Source organism: Pseudomonas lini (genome assembly GCF_030812475.1).
GTDB classification, from domain to species: domain Bacteria; phylum Pseudomonadota; class Gammaproteobacteria; order Pseudomonadales; family Pseudomonadaceae; genus Aquipseudomonas; species Aquipseudomonas lini_A.
This window is the reverse complement of sequence record NZ_JAUSSR010000003.1, coordinates 392,992-419,090: the sequence shown is the minus strand read 5'-3', so window position 1 is coordinate 419,090 and position 26,099 is coordinate 392,992. Positions and strand designations below refer to the sequence as shown.

Sequence of the window (26,099 nt, the reverse complement as noted above, 5' to 3'; positions counted from 1 at the left end):
GCGGCTGATCCTTGGCTCATGGGCACCAGTAAATCTCTAACGTAGGTTGCAGAAACGCGCGAATCGGCATGGCGGCGACATCGTCACCGGCCAATGCGGCACTCAGGGTGGTCAGCTTGGACTGACCGGAAATCGATAGAACGGTGTTCTTCGCCGAAGCCAGCAGCGCGCGACTCATGGTCAGGCGCTGATGCGGCACCGTCGGCGCCAGCATCGGCCAGCAGCGACGGCTGCCGTCGACTTTCAAGGCGTCGGCCAGGTTCGGGCTGTTCGGGAACAGCGAGGCGGTGTGCCCGTCGTCGCCCATGCCGAGGATCAGCACGTCGATCGGTGGCAATTCGCCCAACAAGCGATCAGCCTGCTCGGCCGCCTGTTCGAGATTGGCGGTGGCGCTGTAGAGGCTCAAGAACTGAGCCTTGGCCGCCGGGCCTTGCAACAGGTAGCGCTTGAGCAGACCGGCATTGCTGTCGGCGTGTTCCACCGGCACCCAACGCTCGTCCGCCAGGGTCACCACGACGTTGGACCAGTCCAGCGTCTGCCTGGCCAGGTGCTGGAAAAACGCCACCGGGCTGCGCCCCCCGGAGACCACCAGCGTTGCGGTACCTCTGGCGTCGATCGCATCGCTCAATTGCTTGGCCACATTCAGCGCCAGGCCTTCAGCGAGCAGCACCGGGCTCTTGAACTCATGGGCGCTGACGCCCTGAGGCAGTTTCAATTCAGATATCGCCATACCACGACCTCCCGTCCCGCGTAATCAGTGCAATGGAGCTCATCGGTCCCCAGGACCCGGCCGCGTACGGCTTGGGCGCGTCACCGGATTTCTTCCACCCGGCGATCAACTGGTCACACCACTTCCACGCGGCTTCGATTTCATCTTTACGGACAAACAGGTTCTGATTGCCGCGCATCACTTCCAGCAATAACCGCTCGTAGGCATCGGGAATCCGTGCGCTGCGCCAGGTATCGGAAAAATTCAGCTGCAACGGACCGCTACGCAGTTGCATGCCCTTGTCCAGGCCTTGTTCCTTGGTCATCACGCGCAAGGAGATGCCTTCGTCCGGTTGCAGGCGGATGATCAGCTTGTTGCTGATCTGCAAGCGCTGCTCCGGCGCGAAGATGTAGTGCGACGGCTCCTTGAAGTGGATGACGATCTGCGACAGCTTTTGCGGCATGCGCTTGCCGGTACGCAGGTAGAACGGCACCCCGGCCCAGCGCCAGTTGCGAATGTCGGCACGCAGGGCGACGAAGGTTTCGGTGTCGCTCTGGGCATTGGAGTTCGGCTCTTCCAGATAACCGGGCACCGATTTGCCTTCGCTGTGGCCGGCGATGTACTGGCCGCGCACCACTTGCGTGGTCAGGCCTTCAGGGCTGATCGGTGCCAGGGCCTTGAGGACTTTGACTTTCTCGTCGCGGATGCTGTCGGCGGACAGGTCGGCCGGCGGGTCCATGGCGATCAGGCAGAGCAGTTGCAGCAGGTGATTCTGGATCATGTCCCGCAGCTGACCGGCCTTGTCGAAGTAGCCCCAACGGCCTTCGATCCCGACTTTCTCCGCCACGGTGATTTCCACGTGGGAGATGTAATTCTGGTTCCACTGGGTTTCGAACAGGCTGTTGGCGAAACGCAGGGCGATCAGGTTTTGTACAGTCTCTTTGCCCAGATAATGGTCGATGCGATAGGTGCGGTTCTCCGGGAAGAACTGCGCTACGGCGTCGTTGACCGTGCGCGAGGATTCAAGGTCCGAACCGATGGGTTTTTCCAGCACCACGCGGGTGTTTTCAGTCAGACCGACCTTCGACAGGTTCTCGCAGATCGCGCCGTAGACCGCTGCCGGTGTCGCGAAGTAGGCGATCACGCGCTGGGCGCTGCCGGCCATTTCGGCCAGGGCGACGTAGTCGTCAGCCTTGAGGAAATCGACGTGCAGGTAGCTCAGGCGGGCCAGGAAGCGTTCGACCACCGCTTCGTCCAGCTCTTTGTCATTGACGTAGCGGCGCAACTCGGCGGCGATGAACGCCAGATGCTGTTGCTCGCTGCCGGGTTCACGGGCCAGCGCGATGATGCGCGTATCCTCATGGAGCAGGTCTGCGCCATCGAGCTGATAAAGGGCAGGAAACAGCTTGCGCAGGGCAAGATCGCCGAGGGCGCCAAACAAGGCAAAGGTGCACGGTTCAACCGTAATCGAAGGCATGATGTTTGTTCTTTTATCAAGTTAAGCTACAAATACCTTTTTTCAAGGCATCATTCAAGGGAAAATGTAGTAATAACCACAACATTTTAGCAAAATAGACATTGCGAGTGGTGGTCGATAGGAGCCACCAGTAGGATAGGCCACCGTGACGGGCCCGATCAAAGTCCCAAATTGCATAGCCGGGCCCTTATTTGCATTGCTCTCTTGTGTGTGGAGCTAAGGAACCTGTATGGACCGCGTGCGAAATTTACTTGAGCAGATCCAGAGTCGCCTTGAAGACCTGAACAAGGCAGAACGCAAAGTAGCCGAAGTGATCCTGCTCAACCCACAGCAGGCCACCCGGTTCAGCATCGCCGCCCTCGCCCAGGCCTCGAAGGTCAGCGAGCCGACGGTCAACCGCTTCTGCCGTTCGTTCGGCGTCAGCGGTTACCCCGAGCTGAAACTGCAACTGGCCCAAAGCCTGGCCAGTGGCGCGGCCTATGTCAGCCGTGCGGTCGAGGCCGATGACAATCCGGAAGCCTATACCAAGAAGATTTTCGGCAGCGCCATCGCCTCGTTGGACAGTGCCTTGCAGGCGCTGGACCCGAACCTGATCAGCCGCGCCGTCGACCTGTTGATCCAGGCCCGGCAGATCCACTTCTTCGGCCTCGGCGCCTCGGCTCCGGTGGCGCTGGACGCGCAGCACAAATTCTTCCGCTTCAACCTGGCGGTCACCGCCCATGCGGACGTGCTGATGCAGCGCATGATTGCTTCGGTCGCCCACACCGGCGAGTTGTTCGTGATCATTTCCTACACCGGCCGCACCCGTGAACTGGTGGAAGTGGCGCGCCTGGCCAGGGAAAACGGCGCTTCGGTGCTGGGCTTGACCGCTGAAGGTTCGCCATTGGCCAAGGCCAGCACCTTGAGCCTGAACATTCCGTTGCCGGAAGACACCGACATCTATATGCCGATGACGTCGCGGATCATTCAGCTGACCGTGCTGGACGTGCTGGCGACCGGCATGACCTTGCGCCGGGGCGTGGATTTCCAGCCGCATTTGCGCAAGATCAAGGAAAGCCTGAATGCCAGTCGGTATCCGATTGGGGATGAGTTCAACTAGGCCGGCATCTTCATTGCCTGTCAGGGCCTCTTCGCTGGCAAGCCAGCTCCTACAGGTTCAGCGGCGGTCGCAATTTTTGTACTCGACGCGGACACTGTAGGAGCTGGCTTGCCAGCGATGGGGCCAGCCCAGACACCGCAAGATTCAGAACTAAACCCCAACCCTCGCCTGCAAACTCAAATGCGCCTTCTGCCCCGGCGCCAGGCTCAGGCTGTCGGTACCGCCGGTCGCCGCTTCGACACAGACAAACTCACCCATCTCATTCCAGCTCACCCCCAGCAACGGCCGCGACCCGGGATGCCAGACCACCGTGTCCGCATCGTCACCGGTGTCGATGCACAACGCGCGCTGCCAGGCGTGGTCGTTGAGTTGCAACTCCCCTTCCTGTTGAAACACTCGCTGACAGCCGCCCTCGACTCGCAACTCGCCTTCCTGCTGGCAAACCTGGCGATTCAAATGGTCGTAGCCGTGCGCCCCCTCAAGCCCAGACAGCGCTACCTCGCCAACGTCACCAATACGCCAATATGCGTGCAACGCCTGGCTCAACTGGCACGGCAGGCTGTCCTGATGCTCGGTGCACAGGCGCAACTCCATGCGATCGCCCAGGTGCGCATGCAAGTCCACTTGCCAGTCACACAACTGCAGTTGCCAGTGCAGACGCACGCCATCGTCGTCACTGCTACTGTCCAGCAGCTTCCAGTCGAGCAGCCGGGCCCAGCCGTGGGACGGCCAGGCGTTTTCGCTGGGATGGCGCCCGAACCAGGGCCAGCACACCGGCACCCCACCCCGAATCGCCCCCACATGCGGCCATTTGGCTGCGCACCAGAGCCAGGGTTTCTGGTCCCGGGGCTGAAAGTGCAACAACTGCGCGCCCTGCCGACTGAACACCGCCTGACACAGCGGATGATCGATCACCAGCACATCGCGCATCTGATAGCGCTCCCAGGCGAATACCGGCCGTTCGCGCAAGGACTTGAAGAAGCGTTGTAGCGGATGCTCATGCATGTGCCACGGTCCTGAAAATCATCCTGTTCCCCGGGGTGCGCCGCCCCAAAAAAAAGCGGACAGCCTTGGCCGTCCGCAAAAATGCGCACATGGAGAAGAGCTTATCGCAACAACGTTAGAACACCGACTGAATTTTCAAACCGGCCACCAGTGCGTTATCAACTTCATCGACACCGCCCGGGTGCGTGATGTATTGCAGGTTAGGTCGTACTGTCAGCCAATTGGTGACGTGGAAGCCGTAGTTGATCTCGTAGTTGTACTCGGTGTCACGCAGTGGCGAGAACAGCGGATCCTGGTAGTCGGAAACTCCATTGGAGGCGTTGACCAGCTCGGCGTTCTTCTTCACGTCATCGTTGACATGGATGCGGGCGAAACCGATCCCCATGTCATCTTTCGGACGCGCATCGAACGGGCCCTTGTACACAAACATCAGCGACTGGTAGTTGTCGACCAGGTTGGTGTCCTTGTCATGGAACGTGGCGTTGGCGGCGATGTTCAGGCCGCGGGACGCGTCGCCGTTGTGGCTGGTGAGTTGTTGCTGCGCCACGAACCAGTAGCCGGACTTGCTGCTGTGGCTGCGGTAGGCGTTGCCGCTGGTGGCCGCATCATTGCCGTTTTCGTCTTCACGAACGTCATCGGCCTTGGCCGTACTTTTGTAGTAACCGACACGGTATTCGCCCGGCAGGTTGTTCGGGTTAGGCAACCAGACCAGTTCGACCGGCAACACCGTGCCCTTGGTCCCACTGCCGCTGAGCTTGAAGCCATTACCGTGTTCCAGTTGCGACGGGTTCTGGTTGTAGGCGCCGATCTGCGCATAAAACTCGGGCGAGATGTTGTACTTCACGCGGATCGCGGCCTGGCTGACCGGCCAGTTGTACCAGATATTGGTCGCCCAGTTACCGACCTGGGAACCGCAGAACGCCAGGTTCTGGAACTCGCAAGGGAAGGTGTTGAAGTCTTCGCCTTCGCCGAAGTAACCGGCCTTGACGTCCAGTTTTCCTTCGAGGAACTGGTGCTTGATCCACAACTGGGTCAGACGGACCATATGGCCACGGCCGTAGACTTCCTGGGAGGAACTCAAGGTGCCGGCACGCGGATCGCCGACACGGTCATTGGAGATGTTCTCGCCATTACGATTGGTCAGCTGGATCTTGGCCTGGGTGTTATCCCAGCCCCACAGCTTTTGCAGGTCCAACGCCACGCCCAGGCCAAACTGGTCAGCGTAACGCGCCGTCTTGTCGTTGTTGTAGCCACCGTGGAGGTTGCCACCCACTTCGCCGACGTAGTCCATCTTGATGTCGATACCCTGCTCGATCAGCCGGGTCCGCTCACCCCCCCAATCACCAGTCATCCATTCGGAATCGGCGCTGAACGCGTCAGCCGCCTGCACACTGCCGGCCAGCGTCATGGCCGCAATCGCTGATAACTGGCAGATAAGCTGAGCGTTGTTGTTCTTCTTCATCCCTACATCCTCGTTTTATTGTTATTAACTTTTTTTATCTAACGCGGTGACATCGGTTGCGGCGGATGACAGGCCATCCACCGCAGATTCCCCCTGTAGGAGCGAGCTTGCTCCGGGCGGCGTTCCGACGATGGTCTCAAGGGCGACGCGTTTATCCAGAAAAAACGCGTAATCGTTGGCGTCCATCGCGAGCAAGCTCGCTCCTACAGTTTTGTTCTTCAGCGGCCTTTGAACTGCGCCACATTGGCAGTGTGGGCCTCGGTTTTCGGCAGGCCGGCAACCCCCAGCCGCTCACCGGTTTTCGCATCGAACAGCAACACTTTCGACGGATCGAACTGCAGGGTCAGGGTCTCGCCCACGGCCGGTGCAACGTCCGGCGCCAGGCGGCAGCAGACCTTGGTCTCGTTGAGGTTGACGAACACCAGGGTGTCGGGACCGGTCGGTTCGGTGACCTGGACTTCGGCGCGGATGGTCGGCAAACCGTTCGGCTCGCTGCCCGCCAGCACGATCTGCTCCGGGCGCATGCCGAGGATCACTTCGCGGTCTTCGAGCCCGGCGTCCTGCATGCCCAATGGCAATTCGCAGCGCGCCTGACCGCTGTCGAGCAGCGCCACCAGACGACCTTCCTTGCGCTGCAAACGTAGCGGGATGAAGTTCATCGGCGGCGAACCGATGAAGCTCGCCACGAACAGGTTGGCGGGGTTGTTGTAGATGTCTTTCGGTGTGCCGAACTGCTGGATTATCCCGTCCTTCATCACCGCCACCTTGTCGCCCAGGGTCATGGCTTCAATCTGGTCGTGGGTCACATAGACCGTGGTGGTTTTCAGACGCTGGTGCATCAGCTTCATTTCGGTACGCATCTCGACCCGCAGCTTGGCGTCGAGGTTGGACAGCGGTTCGTCGAACAGGTAGATCTTCGGCCGCCGCGCCAGGGCACGGCCCATGGCCACGCGCTGTTGCTGGCCACCGGAGAGCTGGCCGGGTTTGCGGCTGAGTAAATGTTCGATCTGCAACAGTTTGGCCACGCGAGCGACTTCTTCGTCGATTTCGGCGGTCGGCATCTTGCGAATCTTCAGGCCGAAGGCGATGTTGTCGCGCACGCTCATGGTCGGGTACAGCGCGTAGGACTGGAACACCATGGCGATGTCGCGATCCTTCGGGCTCATGCCGCTGATGTCGGCGTCATCCACCAGGATCGCCCCGCCGCTGATGTTCTCCAGGCCGGCGATGCAATTCATCAGCGTGGATTTACCACAGCCCGACGGGCCGACCAGGATCAGGAATTCCCCGTCATCGATCTTCAGCTCGATATTCTTCAGGGTGTCCGGCAAACCGGCGCCATAGGTCTTGTTGACATTGCGTAATTCGAGAGTTGCCATGTTCTACCCCTTGACCGCGCCGGACGTCAGCCCACGCAGGAAATACTTGCCAGCGAATATGTAGACCAGCAGTGTCGGCAGCCCGGCGATCATCGCGGCGGCCATATCAACGTTGTATTCCTTGGCCCCGGTGCTGGTGTTGACCAGGTTGTTCAGGGCCACGGTAATCGGCTGGGCGTCGCCACTGGCGAAGACCACGCCGAACAGGAAGTCATTCCAGATCTGGGTGAACTGCCAGATCAGGCAGACCATCACGATCGGGATCGACATCGGCAGCAGGATCTTCCAGAAAATCGTGAAAAAGCCTGCGCCATCCAGGCGTGCCGCCTTGACCAGCGCATCCGGAATGCTTACGTAATAGTTGCGGAAGAACAGCGTGGTGAAGGCCAGGCCGTAAACCACGTGCACCAGCACCAGGCCAGTGGTGGTGTTGGCCAGGCCGAACTTGCCGAGGGTGAACGAGGCCGGCAGCAGCACGGTCTGGAACGGCAGGAAGCAGCCGAACAGCAGCAGGCCGAAGAACAACTGCGAACCGCGGAAGCGCCACATCGACAGCACGTAACCGTTCATCGCGCCAATGAAGGTCGAGATCAGAACCGCCGGCACGGTGATTTTCACCGAGTTCCAGAAGTAGCCGCCAACGGTGTCCCAGGCCTTGATCCAGCCGATGCCGTCGATCACGGTCGGCCAGCTCAGCAGGTTGCCGGTGCGGATGTCTTCCGGGGATTTGAAGCTGGTCAGCAGCATCACCACCAACGGGATCAAGTAGATTGCGGCGGCCAACAACAAGGTGGCGTAGATCGCGATGCGGCTGAAGCTGATCGCCGGTTTTGCGAGTTGATTACTCATGGCGTTTACCTCGCAATTCGGAGTACAGGTACGGCACCAGAATCGCCAGGATCGCACCGAGCATCATCATGGCGCTGGCCGAACCAATGCCCATCTGACCGCGGCTGAAGGTGAAGGAATACATGAACATCGCCGGCAGGTCGGACGAGTAGCCCGGGCCGCCTGCTGTCATGGCCGCCACCAGGTCGAAGCTCTTGATTGCGATGTGCGCGAGGATCATGAAGGCGCTGAAGAACACCGGGCGCAGACTCGGCAGCACGATCTTCAAGTAGATGGTCGGCAGGCTCGCACCATCGACCTGTGCGGCACGGATGATCGATTGATCGACCCCGCGCAGCCCGGCGAGAAACATCGCCATCACGAATCCGGAAGCTTGCCAGACGGCGGCGATCACCAGGCAATACACCACGCGATCCTGATCCACCAGCCAGTCGAGACGGAAGCCTTCCCAGCCCCAGTCACGCAGCATCTTGTCCAGGCCCAGGCCCGGGTTGAGCAACCATTTCCATGCGGTACCGGTGACAATCATCGACAGCGCCATCGGGTACAGGTACACGGTGCGAATGAAACCTTCCTTGCGAATGCGCTGGTCCAGCAGCACCGCGAGGAACACCCCCAGCACCAGGCTGATGCCGATGAACATGCCGCCGAAGAGCGCGAGGTTCTTGCTCGCGACCCACCAGCGATCGTTGTCCATAAGGCGGATGTATTGCTGCAGGCCGACCCACTTGTAGCTCGGCATGAAGCTGGAATTGGTGAAGGACAGTACGAATGTCCAGATGATGTAACCGTAGAAGCCAACCAGCACGATCAGCATGCTCGGCGCGAGTACCAACTTGGGTAACCAGCGTTGCAGCGCATCGAACGGTGAGGCTTTGCTGAAAACCGCCACAGAGCTCATCGGGATAATCCAGGTGAAGAAGTGAGGATCGGAGTGCGATCTCTTGTAGGAGCGAGCTTGCTCGCGATGGAATCAAGAACACCGTGTTCTGTCTGGATTAACGCGGTGCCTGGTAGTCCATCGCGAGCAAGCTCGCTCCTACAGGGGTCACTCAGAGTCAGGGATTACTGGGCAGCTTTCACAGCCGACGCCAGTTGCGCGCTGGCCTTGGCCGGGTCAGCGTTTTTGTCGTTCATGAAGTTGGTGACCACGTCGAAGATCGCGCCCTGCACGGCCAGGGAAGTGGCCATGTTGTGCGCCATGCTCGGCTGCAGGCCGCCGGTCTTCTCGTCCGCCAGGAAGTCCTTGGCCGCGGTTTGCGCGCAAGCATCGAAGCCCAGGCCGCTCATGTCGTTGAGCATGTCGGTACGCACCGGGATCGAGCCTTTGTTGATGCTGAAAATCTTCTGGAAGTCTTTACCCAGGGCGACCTTGGCCAGGTCTTGCTGGGCGGCGATGTCGCCTTTGCGGTCAGCTTTAAGCTTGAACACCGCCAGGGAGTCGATGTTGTAGGTGAAGGCTTTTTCGGTACCCGGGAACGGTACGCACTGGTAGTCCTTGCCGGCGACTTTCTTCGCGGCAGTCCATTCGCTCTTGGCCCAGTCGCCCATCATCTGCATGCCGGCCTTGCCGTTGATGACGTCGGCGGCGGCGATATTCCAGTCACGACCGGCGCGGTTGGGGTCCATGTAGCCGGTGAGTTTTTTCAACTCGGTGAAGGCCTTGGTCATCTCGGCACCCGAGAGGGTCTTCTGGTCCAGGTCTACCAGGGCCTTTTTGTAACCGTCGGCGCCCATGACCGAGAGCACCACGTCTTCGAACACGGTGCTGTCCTGCCAGGGCTGACCACCGTGGGCGAGCGCGATAAAGCCGGCGGCCTTGAGCTTGTCGCCGGCGGCATAGAATTCTTCGAGGGTGGTCGGCGCTTTTTCGATCCCGGCTTTCTTGAACACTTGCGGGTTGATCCACAGCCAGTTGACGCGGTGAATGTTCACCGGTACTGCAACGTAGTCGCCTTCGTATTTCACGGTGTCGGAGACTTTCGCAGGCAGCAGGCCATCCCAGTTTTCCGACTTGGAAACGTCTTTCAGCGCATCAGTGCTGAGCAGGCCCGTGCTGCCCCACTCCTGGATGTCCGGGCCCTTGATCTGGGCGACGCCCGGTGGGTTGCCGGCGACGGCGCGGCTTTTCAGCACGGTCATGGCCGTGGATCCGCCACCACCGGCGACGGCGCCGTCCTTCCAGGTAAAGCCATCTTTTTCGACCTGGGCCTTGAGCACATCGACCGCTGCCTTTTCACCACCGGAGGTCCACCAGTGAACGACTTCCACCGAGCCTTTGGCGTCGGCGGCAAGTGCACTCAACGGGAATGCAGACAGGGGAAGCAGCGAGGCGAGAGAAATGACAGTAGCGAGGCGAGAAATCGCATTCATCTGGAAGTACCTTTCTTGTTGTTATGCATGCAAGTCTGGTGCTTGCGCTGCATGGATTCTAAACAGGAGTCATGCCTTCGCAGGTAACGAAGGGACGTTGGAATGTCACCACATGGTTACACAGGAACGCTCTGGGACAACTGCCCCAGCGCTGTGGCCATGCTGGGCGCCAGCGGCAGGCGCGGGATCAATACCGCTTGCCAGGCGTGATAGAGGTCGGGTTTGCCGGCCCAGATATCGGCGCTCGGCCGGTTCTGCGGATCGAGTTCGTGATACCAGCTGCCGTCACGGCGGTCGATGAAATGACTGTCACAAAATTCCCAGAACTGCCGGTACCAGTGTTCGTATTGTTCGTCGCCCGTGCGCTTGAGCAGAGCGCTGGCGGCGGCGCTGGCTTCGCAATGGGTCCAGTGCAGGCGATGACGAACCACGGCGCGATTGTCCCAGTCGAGGGTGTAGACGATGCCCTGCGCACCGTCGACGTTCCACCCGTCACGACAGTTGTGGTCGAACAGTTTTTGCGCATCCGTTGCCAGCCAGCCTGGCGTCAGCATCCCGGCCCGGACCCGCGCCGCTTCGAGGTGCAGCAACAGCCGCGCCCACTCGAAACCGTGGCCGGGCGTGGTGCCGTAGGGACGGAACCCGTCGGCCGGATAGTCGTGGTTGTACTCGCGTAGCGGCTGCCAGTCGCGGTCGAAATGCTCGATCACCCGGTAGTCATTGGCGGCGGCGTGCGTGTGGATGACGCGCTCGACGATGCGCTGGGCGCGGACCAGCCAGCGGTTGTCTTGGGTGACGTCGGCCAGCGCGAGGAACGCTTCGGTGGCGTGCATATTACTGTTGGCGCCGCGATAGGCTTCCTCGACGCTCCAGTCACGGTTGAAGGATTCGCGCATGGCGCCTTCCTCCTCGCTCCAGAAATGCGTGTCGATGATGTTGATCGCGTCATCGAGCAGCGCCTGGGCGCCGGGGCGCTGCGCGACGACCGCGGAACTGGCGGCCAGAGCGACGAAGGCATGCAGGTAGGCCGCTTTGTCGGTGTTGTCGTCGCGATGCAGGGCGACGGCAAACCAGCCACCGTGCTCGTTGTCGCGCAGCGGGCCGTTGAGCGCTTTGACGCCATGATCCACCAGTTCGGCAAAACCCGGCAGCCCCTGAATGTGGGCCATGGCGAAACTGTGGGTCATGCGCGCGGTGTTCATGGTTTGCGCGTGCGCGCTGGCCGGCAGGCGGCCCTTTTCATCGAGGTTGCCGAAGCCTTCGGGGTGCGTTGCGGCCTTGGCAAACGACAGCAGGCGCAGGCCTTCGGCGGCGAGCCATTGCTGATGGGCAGGTGCATTCAGCCAACTGCTGAAGGCGGGTTGGAAGGTGTCCATGGGGTGCCTTTTTTTGTTGTTATGACTGGGGCAGTCTAAACAACGGGCGGTGGCGGACTTGTAACGAAGGGGGTGGGTTATGTCACTGATCTGTGACATTTGCCTAGAGGGATGTATTGAAGCGTCTGACGCCTTCGCGAGCAGGCTCGCTCCCACAATGTTCTGCCCACACTTTCAGAAGGTAGGTAATCCTGTGGGAGCGAGCCTGCTCGCGAAGAACGATAACGCGGTGTGACTAATCAACACTGCGCGGCAACTGCAACGTCACCCGCAACCCACCCTCCCGCAGGTTCTGCAGGCTGACCTCCCCCCCATGACTATGGGCAATATTGCGCGCAATCCCCAACCCCAACCCATAACCCTGCTGCTGCCCCGCCAACCTGAAGTGCGGTTCGAATACCTGCTCCAGTCGCTGCTCCGGCACCCCCGGCCCTTCATCATCGACATGCAGGACAAACGCGCTGTCATCGTCATCGATGTGCAGGTGCGCGTTCTGCCCGTATTTCAAGGCATTGTCGATCAGGTTGCCGATGCAGCGCTTGAGTGCCAACGGCTTGCCCGGATACGGCGCCAGCGCCCGTCCGTGCTGGGTCACCCGGCCGTTGCCGTTGGGCGCCAGGTACGGTTCCACCAGGCAATCGAGCACATGGTTGAGGTCCACCGGTTCGATATTTTCGTGAATGTCGGTGTCTTTCACGCATTGCAGCGCGCCTTTGACCAGCAGCTCCAACTCATCCAGGTCGCGACCGAACTTGGCTTGCAGCTGTTCGTCCTCGAGCAGTTCAACCCGCAGGCGCAAGCGGGTGATCGGCGTGCGCAGGTCATGGGAAATCGCGCTGAACAACTGGCTGCGTTCGGTCAGGTAGCGGCTGATGCGCTCGCGCATGGCGTTGAAGGCACGGCCCACTTCGACCACTTCACTGCCGCCGCCCTCGGCCACCGGCTCGACTTCGGCCCCCAATGACATATCGCGCGCCGCCCGTGCCAGACGCTTGAGCGGGCGGCTCTGCCAGTGCACCAGCAGGCCGATGAACAACAGCAGGAAGCCGCTCGTGAGCACGATGAACCAGACCTGCTGCGCCGGCAGCCCCTGCTCTTCAAGGCTGGTATAGGGCTCGGGCAATAGCGAGGCGATGTACAGCCACTCCCCCGGCGCCATCTGGATCTGGGTGACCAGCACCGGCGGATTGACCGGTTCCAGGGTCAGTGCGTAGTGCGCCCAGGAGCGAGGCAACTCGTCGAGTTTCAGCCCGCCATTGAAGATCCGCAGGTCTTCGGGGCTGACAAAGGTTACGGAGATATCGGTGTCCTGGCCCAGGGATTGGCGCAAGACTTCGTCCACCGCTTTGAGCACCGCCGCTTTACGCGCAGTGATCGGCAGCACTTCCATGCCCAGGGGTTTGTCGTTGAGGGTCACCACGAACCGCGTGCCGCCCATGCTGCGCAACTGATCGAGCACCAGCGGTCGGAACGCCACCGGCAACGAACGGAAGTAACTGACGCTGGCGGTCATCGAATGCGCGAGGCTGCGGGCGCTGGTGACCAGCCCTTCGAGCTGGGTCGCGCGCAGCTGCGATACCCAGATCACGCTGGACAGTGCCTGGGCGAACAGCACCGCCAGCAAGGTCAGCAGCAACATCCGCCCGAGCAGCGAACGCGGTACAGGCACCCTGGCCGCGAGCTTGCGGAAAAACTCAGTGGCCATTACTGGCAACCACGGTGGCTGCCAGTTGGTAGCCGCTGCCGCGCACGGTACGGATCAGCCGCGGCGGTTTTTCGGTGTCGCGCAGACGCTGACGCAGGCGGCTGACGGCCATGTCGACGATGCGATCCAGTGGCATCAGATCACGGCCACGGGTGGCATTGCCGATGGTGTCGCGGTCGAGGATTTGCTGAGGGTGATCGAGGAACAGTTTCAGCAGGGCGAAATCGGCACCGGAGAGAATCACTTCTTCACCGTCGATGTGGAACAGGCGGTGGCTGACCATGTCCAGGCGCCAGTCATCGAAGGCCAGCACATCACCGCCGGCGCGTTCCTGGCCGAATTGCGCGCGGCGCAGCAGTGCCTTGATGCGTGCTTGCAGTTCACGGGGACTGAAGGGTTTGCCCAGGTAGTCGTCGGCGCCCAGCTCCAGGCCGATGACCCGGTCGGCCTCGTCGGAACTGGCGGTGAGCATGATGATCGGCACCTGGGCCTGGCGCGGGTGCTGGCGAATCCAGCGGCACAGACTGAAACCGTCTTCGTCCGGGAGCATCACGTCGAGGATCACCAGGTCGCTGGGCGCGTCGTTCATGGCCTGGCGAAAGCCTGCGCCATCGGGTGTAGTCCGGACCTGGAAACCGGCGCGAGTCAGGTAGGCGTCCAGCAACTCGCGTATCTCTTGATCGTCATCGACCAACAAAATCGACTTGTTGACTGAGCTCACAGAAGGCGTCCTTGTTATTTGAGTTGGGGCGGATTATGCCTGAAGCACCATTTTTACAAACAACTCAGAACAACTGTAGGAGCGAGCTTGCTCGCGATGGACGTCAACGATAACGCGTCATGTCTGGATGCACGCGGTGCTCTCAAGTCCATCGCGAGCAAGCTCGCTCCTACATGGGTACTCATTTCAGGCTGTGATCGATTGCTCCAGCGCCACCCCTGCGCCCATCAGCCCCGAATACGGCGCCGTCACCAGCCACACCGGGATGCCCTTGAAGTAATCACTCATGCAGCCCTTGTCGGCAAAGCACCGGGCGAAACCGCTTTCGATGAAGAAGTCGGCAAACCGCGGAATCACACCGCCCACGATGTACACGCCACCCCGTGCACCAGTGGTCAGCACGTTGTTGCCGGCCACACGACCGAGCCAGCAGCAGAATTGCTCGAGCACTTCCAGGGCAATCGGATCCCCCGCCAGGCCGGCTGCCGTAATCGACTCCGGGGTATCGAGCACGGCCTCGTGGCCGTCCACCGCACAGATCGCCCGATAAACCCGCGGCAAGCCACTGCCGCTCAATGCCGTTTCAGCGCTGACATGACCGATCTCGTTGAAGATGTGCTGCCACAGCTGGGTTTCTCGCAGGCTGCTCAAGGGTAGATCGACGTGACCACCCTCCCCTGGCAATGCAGCGAATCGACCTTGACCCAGGTCGAGCAACGTCCCCACGCCAAGACCAGTGCCGGGCCCGATCACCACCGCGGGGCGCAAGGGTTCCTGGGTACCTTCGCAGACCACCCGGAATTCACCCGGCTGCAAGCGGGTCATGCCCAACGCCATCGCAGAGAAATCATTGACCAGCAGTAGCTGGTCAACCTGCAAAATCCTGCAGAACTCTTTGCGACTGAGCCGCCAGTGATTGTTGGTGAATTTGAATTCATCGCCGCTCACAGGGCCCGCCACCGACAGGCATACCGAACTGATCGAACCCGGCGCCATGCCGAGTCCGCTCAGGTAGAGGCTGATCGCATCGATCGGGCTCGCATGGTCTGCCGTCGCCAGCACCTGGATCGATTCCAGCTGCTGGTTTTTCCACAACGCGAAACGTGCGTTGGTCCCACCGATGTCACCGACCAAAGCCAGTTTCAATTAAGCGTCTCCAGGGCAGAAGTGAAGGCGCTGGCGCCCTGCTCCGCCGAGCTGAAGGCCATGCGCATGAAACCGAACAGTTCGCGACCGCTGCCGATGTTATTGGCCAACAGGCCCTTGGCAGGTTCGCGCGCCGCGAATTCTTCGGCGTCCACCTTAAGCTCCAGAGTGCCGGTGACGCCATCGACGCGGATGATATCGCCCTCTTGCACCCGTGCCAAAGCCCCGCCGACATAGGCTTCGGGGCTGACGTGAATCGCCGCCGGGATTTTGCCCGACGCGCCGGACATGCGCCCGTCGGTCACCAGTGCGACTTTGAAGCCGCGATCCTGCAGCACGCCGAGGAACGGCGTCATCTTGTGCAGCTCCGGCATGCCATTGGAGCGCGGGCCCTGGAAGCGCATCACGGCGACGAAGTCCTTCTCCAGCAGCCCGGCCTTGAACGCATCGGCCAGGTCCTGCTGATCCTGGAACACCATCGCAGGTGCTTCGACGACCTGATTCTCCAGGGCCACCGCCGAGACTTTCATCACACCGCGACCGAGGTTGCCTTCCATCACGCGCAAACCACCTTCGGGTGAAAATGCCCGGGCGACCGGACGCAGGATGGTTTCGTCGAGGCTTTCAATCGGGCCTTCGCGCCAGACCAGTTCGCCGTTATCGAGGAAAGGCTCCATGGTGTAGCGGCTCAGGCCATGGCCCAGCACCGTGTTGACGTTTTCGTGCAGCAGCCCGGCTTCCAGCAGTTCGCGGATCAGGAACGACATGCCGCCCGCGGCCTGGAAGTGGTTGATGTCGGCTTTGCCGTTGGGGTAGACGTGGCTCAGGGTCGGCACCACCTCGGAGAGGTCGGCCATGTCCTGCCAGGTCAATTGGATGCCCGCCGCCATGGCGATGGCCGGCATGTGCAAGGTGTGGTTGGTCGAGCCGCCGGTGGCGTGCAGCGCCACGATCGAGTTGACCAGTGAACGCTCGTCGACGATTTCGCCGATCGGCATGAAATTGCCGTTCTGCTTGGTCAGGCGCGTGACCTGATGCGCCGCTTCGCGGGTCAGGGCATCGCGCAACGGCGTGTTCGGGTTGACGAAAGAGGCACCCGGCAAGTGCAGGCCCATGACTTCCATCAGCAACTGGTTGGTGTTGGCGGTGCCGTAGAAGGTGCAGGTGCCGGGGCTGTGGTAGGACTTCATTTCCGATTCCAGCAACTCTTCGCGAGTCGCCTTGCCTTCGGCGTAGCGCTGGCGCACATCGGCTTTCTGCTTGTTGGAAATGCCCGAGACCATCGGTCCGCCCGGGACGAAGATCGTCGGCAGATGACCGAAACGCAACGCCCCCATCATCAGGCCCGGCACGATCTTGTCGCAGATGCCCAGCATCAGCGCGCCGTCGAACATGTTGTGGGACAGGGCCACGGCCGTGGACAACGCGATCACTTCCCGGCTGGGCAGGCTCAGCTCCATCCCCGGCTCGCCCTGGGTCACGCCATCGCACATGGCCGGGGTGCCGCCGGCGAACTGGCCGACGGACCCGATTTCGCGCAGGGCCTTTTTGATCTGTTCAGGAAAGACTTCGTACGGCTGATGCGCCGAGAGCATGTCGTTATATGACGAAACAATTGCGATGTTGGCGGCATTCATCATCCGCAGGCTGTGCTTGTCATCGCTGCCGCAACCGGCGACGCCGTGGGCGAAGTTGGCGCACTGCAGCTTGCCGCGCATCGGCCCGTCGCTGGCGGCACCACGAATCAGTGCAAGGTAAGCCTCACGTGTTGCGCGGCTACGGGCGATAAGCCGTTCGGTGACCTCAAGGACGCGGGGATGCATGTGTAGAACTCCAGGCTAACGGATGTGGCGACCTGATTGTCTATGCAGAGCAAGGGCCGTTGTCGATGGGATGACAAACGGTTTTCTTGCTCGGTCGGACCAGTTGATTCAGGTCACTCGTTGTAGATTGAACAAAATATTGCCATTAAAAAGGCTTGTTTTCTATTTTTTTGCGAATAATCTTGTAATTCCAACAACAAAACGACGGCGGCCCTGTTAAATGACTCTTCGAATCGCAATCAATGGTTTTGGCCGGATTGGCCGAAACGTGCTTCGTGCACTGTATACCCAAGGCTATCGCCAGGACCTGCAGATCGTTGCCATCAATGATTTGGGCGACAGCGCGATGAATGCTCACCTGCTCAAGTACGACACGGTTCATGGCACGTTCGACGCGCAAGTGCAGCACGATCTGGAAAGCCTGACCGTCAACGGCGACCGCATTTCGGTCAGCGCCATTCGCAACCCGGCGGAGCTGCCCTGGGCGGCGGAAAAGATCGATGTCGTATTCGAATGCACGGGTCTGTTCACCGACCGGGCCAAGGCCGCCGCGCATATTACGGCCGGTGCGCGCAAAGTGATCATCTCGGCCCCGGCCAAAGGCGCCGACGCCACCGTGGTGTATGGGGTCAACCACGATATCCTGCGCCAATCGCACCAGATCATTTCCAATGCTTCATGCACCACCAACTGCCTGGCCCCGGTGGCCCAGGTGCTGCATCGCGAGCTCGGGATCGAAAGCGGCCTGATGACCACGATCCACGCCTACACCAACGACCAGAACCTGACCGACGTCTACCACAGCGACCCGTACCGCGCCCGTTCCGCCACCCAGAACATGATCCCGAGCAAGACCGGCGCCGCCGAAGCGGTCGGCCTGGTGCTGCCGGAACTGGCGGGCAAACTGACCGGCATGGCTGTGCGTGTACCGGTGATCAACGTATCGCTGGTGGATTTGACCGTGCAGCTCAAGCGCGAAGCGTCGGCGGATGAAGTGAACGCCTTGCTCAAGGAAGCCAGCCGGCACTCGAAGATTCTCGGCTACAACACCCTGCCGCTGGTTTCCAGCGACTTCAATCATAACCCGCTGTCGTCGATCTTCGACGCCAACCACACCAAGTCAAACGGCAAGCTGCTCAAGGTCCTGGCCTGGTATGACAACGAATGGGGCTTCTCCAACCGCATGCTCGATAACTGCCTGGCGTTGTGCAACGCGGAATAACCCATGATCGGTATCAGCTTTACGCAAAAGACCGTGGCGGCGCGCAAGCGTATCGCCCTGGTTGCCCATGATCATTGCAAAGTGTTTTTGCTGGAGTGGGCCGAGCGGCACAGAGACAAGCTCGCACAACACGAACTGGTCGCCACCGGCACTACCGGATTGTTGTTGCAACAGCGTCTGGATTTGCCTGTGGAGAGCATGATCAGCGGCCCGCTGGGTGGCGACCAACAGCTCGGCGCGCGGATCGCCGAGCAGCGGGTCGACATGCTGGTGTTCTTCTGGGACCCGTTCGAACCGCAGCCCCATGACCCGGACATCAAGGCACTGCTGCGGGTCGCGGCGGTCTGGAACATTCCCGTCGCCTGCAATGAATGCAGCGCCGACTATCTCTTGAGCAGCCCATTGATGGATCAGGCGCACCCGCACCGGATCCCCGATTACGCCACCTATCTGCTGGGCCGCGCATAAACCTTCACAAATGAGTCCTTGACCACCCGAGCGGATGATAAGCATTATCATTCGCTCGACATGGATCAGGTCCTCCCGTGAGTCAATCGCGCTTTAATCACGTCTTCATCACCCAGCGAGTGTCTCTGCTGCGCACCCTGGAGCGGATGGTCAACAATCACAGCACCGCCGAAGACCTCTTGCAGGAGACCTACCTGCGCGTGACCCGTGCGCTCAGCGAACGGGCGATTGATCACCTCGAACCCTTCGTGTTCCAGACCGCCCGCAACCTGGCGCTGGACCACTTGCGTGCGCGTCGCATCCAGTCGCGCACCGTGCTCGACGACGTGCCGCTGGACGTGGTGCAGGCCGTTGCCTCCCCCCTGAGCAGTGCCGAGGACGCCGCCCATGCCGAACAACTGCTGGAGCGTTTGAACCTGAGCCTCAACCAGCTCAGCGCCCGTCAGCAGCAGATCTTCATCCTCAGCCGCCTGCACGGGCACAGTTACCTGGAGATTGCCCAGAAGCTCGGCGTGTCGCTGAGCACCGTGCAAAAAGAACTGAAGCTGATCATGGCGATCTGCATCGGTGTGGCACAAAGGCACGACGGCAGCGGTAAGCCTTAAGCCGCAAGCTAACCGCCGAACCAAGCTTGAGCTTGCAGCTTGTGGCTTGAAACTTGAAACTGCTTCACCTGCCACTGCCGAGGAAACACCGTGACGGACACTCACCGCTCCCCCGCGCCCTCCCCGGCACGGGATCCCGCCAGCGCAATGGACCAGGCTTTGGACTGGCTGATCGTGCTGGACAGTCCGAGCGAGGAGCAGACCCGACAATTCCATGCATGGCTCGCCGCCGATCCCCGGCATGCCGAAGCGTTCGCCAGGGCCCAGTCAGTCTGGGACGGCCCGCAAGTGCTGCAATGCGCGCAAAACCTGGCCGCCCGACCGCCGAAGGTGACGGTCGTGTCGCGCCTGCGATTGCACTGGAAACCCCTGGCCACCGCCGCCGTGCTGATCCTCGGCATGTTCAGCTTCAGCAACCTGCCTATGCGCCTGCAGGCCGATCACCTGACCGTGATCGGCGAGCGCCAGCGCCTGCAACTGGAGGATGGTTCGAAAGTCCTGCTCAATACCAATTCGGCCTTCTCCAGCACCATCGACGATCGGCGGCGCGTGGCCCGGTTGTATCAGGGCGAGGCATTTTTCGACGTGTCGGCCAGTCGCAGCCAGCCGCTGCAAATCGACGCCGGCCCGGTCAAGGCCAGCGTGCGCGATACCGCGTTTGCGGTGCGCTACCTCGACGGCGTGGCACAAGTACGGGTGCAGCGGGGCGACGTCGACCTGCAAGCCACCCGCAGCGATATGAGGGTCCGGTTGTCCGCCGGGGAAAGCATCCGCATCGGGCCCAACGGTTTCGATCGCCCGGTCAAACTCGATGCCGCCACCGACCTGGCCTGGGTCCAGGGCCGGCTGGTGTTCGAAAACTGCCCGCTGAACCAGGTGCTGGCAGAGTTGCGGCGCTATTACCCCGGCTGGATCATCAACAACAACGAGCAGTTGGCCAATGTGGCGGTGACCGGCAACTACCGTCTCGATCAGCCACTGGACGTTGTGCGCTCACTGGCTCACATCACCTCCGCACAGCTCCAGGAATTTCCGGCGCTGGTCATCTTGAACTGAATGAGCATTATTTTTACTCGATAGCTGAAGGTCGTTCGTCTCGTTATAGCCAATGCAATTGATTCGCATCTCCATATGCCAATCAGCACCTATAAAGATTCGTGCGACACGGAGCGCTATCGATGTCCCCTCGCCTTACCCGCCAGTCCTCTTCACCTTCGCGCATGCTGTCGCTGCTGACTGCCGCCATCCTGATGGCCGGCAGTGCGCCGCTCATGGCCGCTGCCGCCGACGGGCAGCCGACCCGCAACAGGGGTGATTATTCCTTCGCCATTCCCCAGCAATCGCTGGTGTCGGTGCTTAATGCGTTTACTGCGGTGACCGGCTGGCAGGTCGGCTTGCCGGCCGAACTGGCGCAAGGTGTGGCATCGCCGGGGGTGCGCGGGTCCCTGCCACCGGAGAAAGCCCTGGATCGCCTGTTGGTGGGGACCAACCTGAGCTATCGCAAACTGGGCACCAATAACATCGTGCTGGAGAAGCGCAGCTCCAGTGGCGCCATCAACCTGCAGCAAATGACCATCAGCGCCACTCGCCAGGAACAGAGCGTGGAAAGCGTGCCGGGCACCGTCACCGTTCACACCCGTGAAGAACTGGATCGCAACAACGTCAATACCATCAAGGATCTGGTGCGTTACGAACCGGGTGTTTCGGTGGGTGGTACGGGTCAGCGCGGCGGGATCAGCGGCTACAACATTCGCGGCATCGACGGCAACCGGATCCTGACCCAGGTCGACGGCGTCGAAATCCCCAACGGATTCTTCAATGGCCCTTACGCCAAGACTCAACGTAACTACGTCGACCCGGAAATCATCAAGCGCGTGGAAATCCTGCGCGGCCCGGCCTCGGTGCTCTACGGCAGCAACGCCATCGGTGGCGCGGTCAGTTACTTCACCCTCGATCCGGACGACATCATCAAGCCGGGCCAGGACGTCGGGGCACGCCTCAAGACCGGCTACAGTTCCGCCGATGAGAGCTGGCTCAAGTCTGCCACCGTCGCCGGTCGGGCCGAGCGGTTCGACGGTTTGTTGCATTACAGCCAGCGTGACGGTCATGAAACCGAGTCCTTTGGCAGCAACAACGGCACTGGCCTGGCACGCACCGCGGCCAACCCGCAAGACGTGCGCGCCACCAACGTGCTGGCCAAAACCGGCTGGAACTACAACGATGATTCACGCCTGGGCCTGACTTACGAGAAGTACAAGGACGACCGCGACAGCGATCTGAAAAGCGCCTACGGCGGCCCTTTCTTCAATGGCCAGCCGACCATTCCCGATCGCATCTTCCCGGGCGGCATGTACCAGTGGCGCACCGGTAACGACACGGTGACCCGTGAGCGCTTCGGCCTGGAACACCGCTTCGCCCTCGACAGCCTGCTGGCGGACAACGTCAAGTGGAGCCTGAATCATCAGGTCGCCAAAACCGATCAGGATACCGTCGAGTTTTACTACCCGATCTCGCGCCAGGTGCTGCGAACCCGCGAAACCCTCTACGAAGAAAAGCAGTGGGTAGTGGATGCGCAACTGGATAAAGCCTTCGGCGTTGGCGAGACCGATCACCTCCTGACCTATGGCGCCACCCTCAAGCAGCAGAAGGTCACCGGCTCGCGCAGCGGCAACGGCACCTGTCTTGCGGTGTCTGGCAGCTGCCGGGCCATCGGCGCGATCAGCCCGGGCGATGCACTGCAAAAATCCAGCGACTTCCCGGACCCGACCATCAACACCTACAGCCTGTTTGCCCAGGACCGGATCAGCTGGGACAAATGGACCTTCCTGCCAGGTGTGCGCTACGACTACACGCAACTCAAGCCGCACATTACCCAGGAGTTCCTCAACACCGTGGCCGCCGACGGTCTGGGCACCGTGAGCGATAAGAACAAAACCTGGCACAAGGTCTCACCCAGGTTCGGCCTTACCTATGCCCTGACCGATCAATACACCTGGTATGGCCAGTACGCCGAAGGTTTCCGTACGCCGACCGCCAAGGCGTTGTACGGGCGCTTCGAGAACTCCACCCCCGGCTACACAGTGGCGCCGAACCCGGACCTGGAACCGGAAAAAAGCAAAAGCTACGAAACCGGCCTGCGCGGCAATTTCGAATCCGGTTCGTTCGATGTGGCGGTGTTCTATAACAAGTACCGTGACTTTATCAATGAAGACGCGATCACACCCGGCGACGACAAGCTGACCTTCCAGAGTCACAACATCAGGCACGCCACCATCAAGGGCGCGGAGATCAAGGGGCGTTTGAACCTCGATGCCTTCGGTGCGCCACAGGGCCTGTACACCCAGGGTTCGCTGGCTTATGCCTACGGTCGCAACAACGACACCGGCGAGCCGCTCAACGGTGTCAACCCGATGACGGGCGTGTTCGGCCTCGGATACGACCAGGACAACTATGGCGGCCTGCTCAGCTGGACGCTGGTGAAGAAGAAGGATCGCGTCGACGACAGCAACTTCAAATCGCCGGATGGCGTCAGCAGTCAATTCAAGTCGCCGGGTTTCGGCGTGCTCGACCTGACCGGTTTCTACAAAGTCACCAACGACGTGACCGTGAGCGCCGGCCTCTACAACCTGACCGACAAGAAATACTGGCTGTGGGATGACGTGCGCGGTTATGACGGCGTGGGCGAGGCAGCCGTGATCAACCCGGCCAACCTCGATCGCCTGACCCAGCCGGGTCGCAATGTCGCGGTCAATCTGATCTGGGATATCTGACCCTCTGCACCTCGCTGCGCGGTTGTTCATCACCGCACAGTGAGGATGTTTTTACTGTCCGGCGCCTGCCCATCCGTCTCGTTACCAGGCGCCTCTTTTTCTCAAGGACTTCTCATGACCACTCAGGACACCGCTCAACGCCCTGCTCTGCGTTCGCAACGCTTGAACCAGATCACCCATGAGCCTCACAGCAAACTCGATGCGCTGGTCAAAGCCCACGCACCGTTTGAAACCCAGGCCAATTTCGCGCGGTTCGTGGTGGCGCAGTATCTGTTCCAGTCGGAACTGGTGTCGCTGTACAACGATGCCGAACTCATCGCTATCGTCCCGGACTTGTCGGCCCGTTGCCGTGCTGAAGCGGCAAAGGCGGACCTGGCGGACCTGGACACCGAAGTTCCAGCCCCAGTCGCCGGTGCCGTAAAGCATTCAACCAAAGCCGAAGCCCTGGGCTGGCTGTTTGTTTCGGAAGGTTCGAAGCTAGGTGCGGCCTTCCTGATCAAGCGTGCCGTAGGTCTGGGCCTGAGCGAAACCTTCGGCGCCCGGCACCTCGGCGAACCGGCCGGAGGCCGTGCTGAAGGCTGGAAAAGCTTCGTCAAAACCCTGGATGGTCTGGAGCTCACCGAACAGGAAGAAACCGAGCTGGATAAAGGCGCGATCGCTGCATTCAACCGCTTCACGGTTCTGTTGGAACAGGCTTACGCCACCACTCCCGAACTCGCCTGACTGAATGCAATCCCTTGTGGGAGCGAGCCTGCTCGCGAAGGCGGTGTGACAGGCAACACTTATGTCGACTGACACAATGCTTTCGCGAGCAGGCTCGCTCCCACAAGGACTGTGTCAGCCTGCAAGATCTCCATAAAGCCTCTCGGGCATCCTCCAAAACCCATGCCTCACCCAGCCACTTCCAGACTCGCCCGCATCCTCTTCGGTCTCCTGGCCTACGTCAGCCTCGGCATTGGCCTGATCGCCATCGTCATACCCGGCCTGCCGACCACCGAGTTCATCCTTTTGGCCGCCTGGGCTGCGACCAGGAGTTCACCGCGCCTGAGTGCCTGGCTGGAGAACCATCGGCTGTTCGGGCCGATCCTGTGCAACTGGCGCAACGGCAAAATCATTGCCCGTCGAGCCAAGGTCAGCGCCACCGTCAGCATGCTGCTGTGCACCGGGTTGATGCTGGTCATGCTCGAGCATGGCTGGCCGGTTTACCTGGCGATCGCCGGCATGAGCCTGGGGAACATGTGGATCTGGTCGCGGCCGGAAAGCTTGCCCCCATCCATCCTGACAGACTGAGTCAGCAGCCTTCTCCGGCAAGCCGGTCTCGCACTCACAAGGTAATGCTATTCAGTTAAGGACATTAGTAGGAGCGAGCTTGCTCCGGGCGGCGTTCCGACGATGGATTCCAGAACACCGCGTGTTATCCAGCAAAGACGCGTTATCGTTGACGACCATCGCGAGCAAGCTCGCTCCTACATGGTTTATGCTCGGGCTCTCGTTCCGGAGGGCCTTCGATGACTGATCTACTCACGTCCATTCAAGCCGCACTCGGCTTGCCTCACACCCCGATCCCGTTCACCTCCAGTGGCGCCCTGCCCTCGGCGTTTGCCGTGACTGACCTGGCGTGCGCCAGCATTGCCGCCGCCGGCCAGGCCATCAGCGAATTACTCCATCAGCAAACCGGGCGCTTGCCCCACCTTGAAGTCGACCGGCGCCTGGCGTCCTTCTGGTTCTCGACGTCGATTCGCCCGGTGGGCTGGAGCGTGCCGCCGCTGTGGGATGCGGTCGCAGGCGATTATGCGACCAGGGATGGCTGGATCCGCCTGCACACCAACGCCCCCCATCACCGCGCCGCCGCCGAACACGTCCTCGGTGTCTGCGCCGACCGCGCAGCGATGGCGAGCAAGGTAGCTCAATGGGCCAAGACCGACCTGGAACAGGCGGTGGTCGACGCCGGAGGCTGCGCCGCCGAAATGCGATCCTGGGCGCAGTGGCAAGCCCATCCCCAAGGGCAGGCCGTAAATGCCGAACGGCTGATTCAGTTCGACGCCAACGGCAGTCAAAACGCAAACCCCTGGCAAGGTTCGGTGGCGCAACCGTTGGCCGGGATCAAGGTGCTGGATTTGACTCGCGTACTCGCGGGACCGGTCGCCAGCCGTTTTCTCGCAGGGCTGGGCGCCGACGTACTGCGTATCGATCCACCAACCTGGAACGAACCGGGCGTGGTGCCTGAAGTCACCCTTGGCAAACGCTGCGCGCGTCTGGACCTGCAGGTCAAGGCCGATCGCGAGCTGTTCGAAGTGCTGCTCAAGGACGCCGACATCCTGCTGCACGGTTATCGCGCCGATGCATTGGAGCGCCTGGGTTATGGCCTGGCCGAGCGCCAGCGATTGGCGCCCGGACTGATCGACGTCTGCCTGAACGCCTACGGCTGGAGCGGCCCATGGCAGAACCGCCGCGGCTTCGACAGCCTGGTGCAGATGAGCAGCGGCATTGCCGAAGCCGGCATGCAATGGAAGAACGCAGAAAAACCGACGCCCCTGCCCCTGCAAGCGCTCGATCACGCCACCGGGTATTTGATGGCGGCCAGTGCGATCAAGTTGCTGGCAGAGCGTTTGAACAGCGGACGAAGTGGCTCGGCGCGGTTGTCACTGGCGCGGACGGCTAAGTTGTTGATCGAGGCTGGCGCCGGGACGGAGGAGCCGCTGCGGGCGGAGGAGCAAAGCGATCAAGGGTTGTTGCTCGAGCAAACGCCCTGGGGGCCGGCGCACCGGTTGCAGGTTCCTTTGAGAATTACCGGGACGCCGCTGCAGTGGGCGATTCCGGCTGGGGAACTGGGTTCACATCGCCCGTTGTGGTGGTGACGATACCGGCCCCTTCGCGAGCAAGCCCGCTCCCACATTAGTCCGCGTCCGT

At 61.1% G+C, this 26,099-nt stretch carries 23 protein-coding genes; 9 read left to right on the top strand and 14 right to left on the bottom strand.

All coding sequences use genetic code 11. The features are described from left to right. Positions 1-16 precede the first annotated feature (16 nt). Positions 17-730 carry a 6-phosphogluconolactonase gene (gene pgl, locus J2W17_RS08320; protein ID WP_307332071.1) on the bottom strand — a complete coding sequence of 238 codons (714 nt, stop codon included), beginning with the start codon at positions 728-730 and terminating at the stop codon, positions 17-19. After that, on the bottom strand, positions 717-2,186 hold the full coding sequence (gene zwf / locus J2W17_RS08315; RefSeq protein WP_307332068.1) for a glucose-6-phosphate dehydrogenase: 1,470 nt from the start codon (positions 2,184-2,186) through the stop codon (positions 717-719). The genes pgl and zwf overlap by 14 nt, the downstream gene beginning before the upstream one ends. A 238-nt stretch (positions 2,187-2,424) precedes the next feature. Between zwf and J2W17_RS08310 the strand changes: the two genes are divergently transcribed. Next, positions 2,425-3,285 (top strand): MurR/RpiR family transcriptional regulator, encoded by an 861-nt coding sequence (locus J2W17_RS08310; protein ID WP_307332409.1) that lies wholly within the window; start codon positions 2,425-2,427, stop codon positions 3,283-3,285. A 150-nt stretch (positions 3,286-3,435) separates the two neighbouring features. Here the strand turns inward: J2W17_RS08310 and J2W17_RS08305 are convergent, their stop codons facing one another. From J2W17_RS08305 to edd, 12 genes are all read right to left on the bottom strand, one after another. Continuing rightward, positions 3,436-4,290: a D-hexose-6-phosphate mutarotase gene (locus J2W17_RS08305; RefSeq protein ID WP_307332065.1), complete on the bottom strand. Its 855-nt coding sequence runs from the start codon at positions 4,288-4,290 to the stop codon at positions 3,436-3,438. Positions 4,291-4,405: 115 nt separating this feature from the next. Next, complete coding sequence (locus tag J2W17_RS08300) at positions 4,406-5,752, bottom strand: carbohydrate porin (protein ID WP_307332061.1); 1,347 nt, start codon at positions 5,750-5,752, stop codon at positions 4,406-4,408. A 24-nt stretch (positions 5,753-5,776) separates the two neighbouring features. Then, on the bottom strand, positions 5,777-5,947 hold the full coding sequence (locus J2W17_RS08295) for a hypothetical protein (protein ID WP_307332058.1): 171 nt from the start codon (positions 5,945-5,947) through the stop codon (positions 5,777-5,779). Between the two features lie 23 nt (positions 5,948-5,970). Then, positions 5,971-7,131 (bottom strand): ABC transporter ATP-binding protein, encoded by a 1,161-nt coding sequence (locus J2W17_RS08290; RefSeq protein ID WP_307332055.1) that lies wholly within the window; start codon positions 7,129-7,131, stop codon positions 5,971-5,973. A 3-nt stretch (positions 7,132-7,134) separates the two neighbouring features. Continuing rightward, the gene (locus J2W17_RS08285) at positions 7,135-7,980 is read right to left on the bottom strand and encodes a carbohydrate ABC transporter permease (RefSeq protein ID WP_307332050.1); all 846 of its coding nucleotides are present in this window, start codon (positions 7,978-7,980) and stop codon (positions 7,135-7,137) included. Next, positions 7,973-8,881, bottom strand: coding sequence for a carbohydrate ABC transporter permease (locus J2W17_RS08280; protein ID WP_064679358.1), 909 nt, complete (start codon positions 8,879-8,881; stop codon positions 7,973-7,975). The genes J2W17_RS08285 and J2W17_RS08280 overlap by 8 nt, the downstream gene beginning before the upstream one ends. Positions 8,882-9,045: 164 nt before the next feature. Further along, positions 9,046-10,353: an ABC transporter substrate-binding protein gene (locus J2W17_RS08275; RefSeq protein WP_307332047.1), complete on the bottom strand. Its 1,308-nt coding sequence runs from the start codon at positions 10,351-10,353 to the stop codon at positions 9,046-9,048. 116 nt (positions 10,354-10,469) lie between these two features. Next, on the bottom strand, positions 10,470-11,729 hold the full coding sequence (locus J2W17_RS08270) for a D-mannose isomerase (protein ID WP_307332044.1): 1,260 nt from the start codon (positions 11,727-11,729) through the stop codon (positions 10,470-10,472). Between the two features lie 235 nt (positions 11,730-11,964). Beyond that, positions 11,965-13,434: an ATP-binding protein gene (locus tag J2W17_RS08265; RefSeq protein WP_307332041.1), complete on the bottom strand. Its 1,470-nt coding sequence runs from the start codon at positions 13,432-13,434 to the stop codon at positions 11,965-11,967. Beyond that, the gene (locus J2W17_RS08260) at positions 13,424-14,155 is read right to left on the bottom strand and encodes a response regulator (RefSeq protein WP_307332038.1); all 732 of its coding nucleotides are present in this window, start codon (positions 14,153-14,155) and stop codon (positions 13,424-13,426) included. Before J2W17_RS08260 ends, J2W17_RS08265 begins: the two co-directional genes overlap by 11 nt. Before the next feature lie 186 nt (positions 14,156-14,341). Continuing rightward, positions 14,342-15,301: a glucokinase gene (locus tag J2W17_RS08255; protein ID WP_307332035.1), complete on the bottom strand. Its 960-nt coding sequence runs from the start codon at positions 15,299-15,301 to the stop codon at positions 14,342-14,344. After that, positions 15,298-17,124, bottom strand: a complete 1,827-nt coding sequence (edd, locus tag J2W17_RS08250; RefSeq protein WP_154850090.1) for a phosphogluconate dehydratase — start codon at positions 17,122-17,124, stop codon at positions 15,298-15,300. The genes J2W17_RS08255 and edd overlap by 4 nt, the downstream gene beginning before the upstream one ends. A gap of 220 nt (positions 17,125-17,344) precedes the next feature. On the opposite strand from edd, the gene gap reads away from it, so the two are divergent. The 8 genes from gap to J2W17_RS08210 all read left to right on the top strand — a co-directional run bounded on the left by gap (position 17,345) and on the right by J2W17_RS08210 (position 26,047). Further along, positions 17,345-18,346 (top strand): type I glyceraldehyde-3-phosphate dehydrogenase, encoded by a 1,002-nt coding sequence (gene gap, locus J2W17_RS08245; protein WP_307332031.1) that lies wholly within the window; start codon positions 17,345-17,347, stop codon positions 18,344-18,346. 3 nt (positions 18,347-18,349) lie between these two features. Further along, positions 18,350-18,814: a methylglyoxal synthase gene (locus J2W17_RS08240; protein ID WP_307332028.1), complete on the top strand. Its 465-nt coding sequence runs from the start codon at positions 18,350-18,352 to the stop codon at positions 18,812-18,814. 77 nt (positions 18,815-18,891) lie between these two features. Then, positions 18,892-19,419, top strand: coding sequence for an RNA polymerase sigma factor (locus J2W17_RS08235; RefSeq protein WP_307332026.1), 528 nt, complete (start codon positions 18,892-18,894; stop codon positions 19,417-19,419). A 90-nt stretch (positions 19,420-19,509) separates the two neighbouring features. Beyond that, complete coding sequence (locus J2W17_RS08230; RefSeq protein WP_307332023.1) at positions 19,510-20,475, top strand: FecR family protein; 966 nt, start codon at positions 19,510-19,512, stop codon at positions 20,473-20,475. Between the two features lie 122 nt (positions 20,476-20,597). Continuing rightward, entirely contained in the window at positions 20,598-23,189 is a 2,592-nt protein-coding gene (locus tag J2W17_RS08225; protein ID WP_307332019.1) for a TonB-dependent receptor, read from the top strand. A gap of 114 nt (positions 23,190-23,303) precedes the next feature. Next, positions 23,304-23,912 carry a biliverdin-producing heme oxygenase gene (locus tag J2W17_RS08220; RefSeq protein WP_307332016.1) on the top strand — a complete coding sequence of 203 codons (609 nt, stop codon included), beginning with the start codon at positions 23,304-23,306 and terminating at the stop codon, positions 23,910-23,912. A gap of 162 nt (positions 23,913-24,074) precedes the next feature. Continuing rightward, a complete protein-coding gene (locus tag J2W17_RS08215) occupies positions 24,075-24,479 on the top strand; it encodes a YbaN family protein (RefSeq protein WP_307332013.1) in 405 nt (134 codons plus the stop codon). Between the two features lie 218 nt (positions 24,480-24,697). After that, entirely contained in the window at positions 24,698-26,047 is a 1,350-nt protein-coding gene (locus J2W17_RS08210; RefSeq protein WP_307332011.1) for a CoA transferase, read from the top strand. The last annotated feature ends 52 nt before the right edge of the window (positions 26,048-26,099 follow it).

Bases quoted from the DNA above. Each gene is read 5' to 3' on its own strand.
- pgl (WP_307332071.1), bottom strand. From the start codon at position 730: ATGGCGATATCTGAATTGAAACTGCCTCAGGGCGTCAGCGCCCATGAG.
- zwf (WP_307332068.1), bottom strand. From the start codon at position 2,186: ATGCCTTCGATTACGGTTGAACCGTGCACCTTTGCCTTGTTTGGCGCC.
- J2W17_RS08305 (WP_307332065.1), bottom strand. From the start codon at position 4,290: ATGCATGAGCATCCGCTACAACGCTTCTTCAAGTCCTTGCGCGAACGG.
- J2W17_RS08300 (WP_307332061.1), bottom strand. From the start codon at position 5,752: ATGAAGAAGAACAACAACGCTCAGCTTATCTGCCAGTTATCAGCGATT.
- J2W17_RS08290 (WP_307332055.1), bottom strand. From the start codon at position 7,131: ATGGCAACTCTCGAATTACGCAATGTCAACAAGACCTATGGCGCCGGT.
- J2W17_RS08285 (WP_307332050.1), bottom strand. From the start codon at position 7,980: ATGAGTAATCAACTCGCAAAACCGGCGATCAGCTTCAGCCGCATCGCG.
- J2W17_RS08280 (WP_064679358.1), bottom strand. From the start codon at position 8,881: ATGAGCTCTGTGGCGGTTTTCAGCAAAGCCTCACCGTTCGATGCGCTG.
- J2W17_RS08275 (WP_307332047.1), bottom strand. From the start codon at position 10,353: ATGAATGCGATTTCTCGCCTCGCTACTGTCATTTCTCTCGCCTCGCTG.
- J2W17_RS08270 (WP_307332044.1), bottom strand. From the start codon at position 11,729: ATGGACACCTTCCAACCCGCCTTCAGCAGTTGGCTGAATGCACCTGCC.
- J2W17_RS08265 (WP_307332041.1), bottom strand. From the start codon at position 13,434: ATGGCCACTGAGTTTTTCCGCAAGCTCGCGGCCAGGGTGCCTGTACCG.
- edd (WP_154850090.1), bottom strand. From the start codon at position 17,124: ATGCATCCCCGCGTCCTTGAGGTCACCGAACGGCTTATCGCCCGTAGC.
- gap (WP_307332031.1), top strand. From the start codon at position 17,345: ATGACTCTTCGAATCGCAATCAATGGTTTTGGCCGGATTGGCCGAAAC.
- J2W17_RS08240 (WP_307332028.1), top strand. From the start codon at position 18,350: ATGATCGGTATCAGCTTTACGCAAAAGACCGTGGCGGCGCGCAAGCGT.
- J2W17_RS08225 (WP_307332019.1), top strand. From the start codon at position 20,598: ATGTCCCCTCGCCTTACCCGCCAGTCCTCTTCACCTTCGCGCATGCTG.
- J2W17_RS08220 (WP_307332016.1), top strand. From the start codon at position 23,304: ATGACCACTCAGGACACCGCTCAACGCCCTGCTCTGCGTTCGCAACGC.
- J2W17_RS08215 (WP_307332013.1), top strand. From the start codon at position 24,075: ATGCCTCACCCAGCCACTTCCAGACTCGCCCGCATCCTCTTCGGTCTC.
- J2W17_RS08210 (WP_307332011.1), top strand. From the start codon at position 24,698: ATGACTGATCTACTCACGTCCATTCAAGCCGCACTCGGCTTGCCTCAC.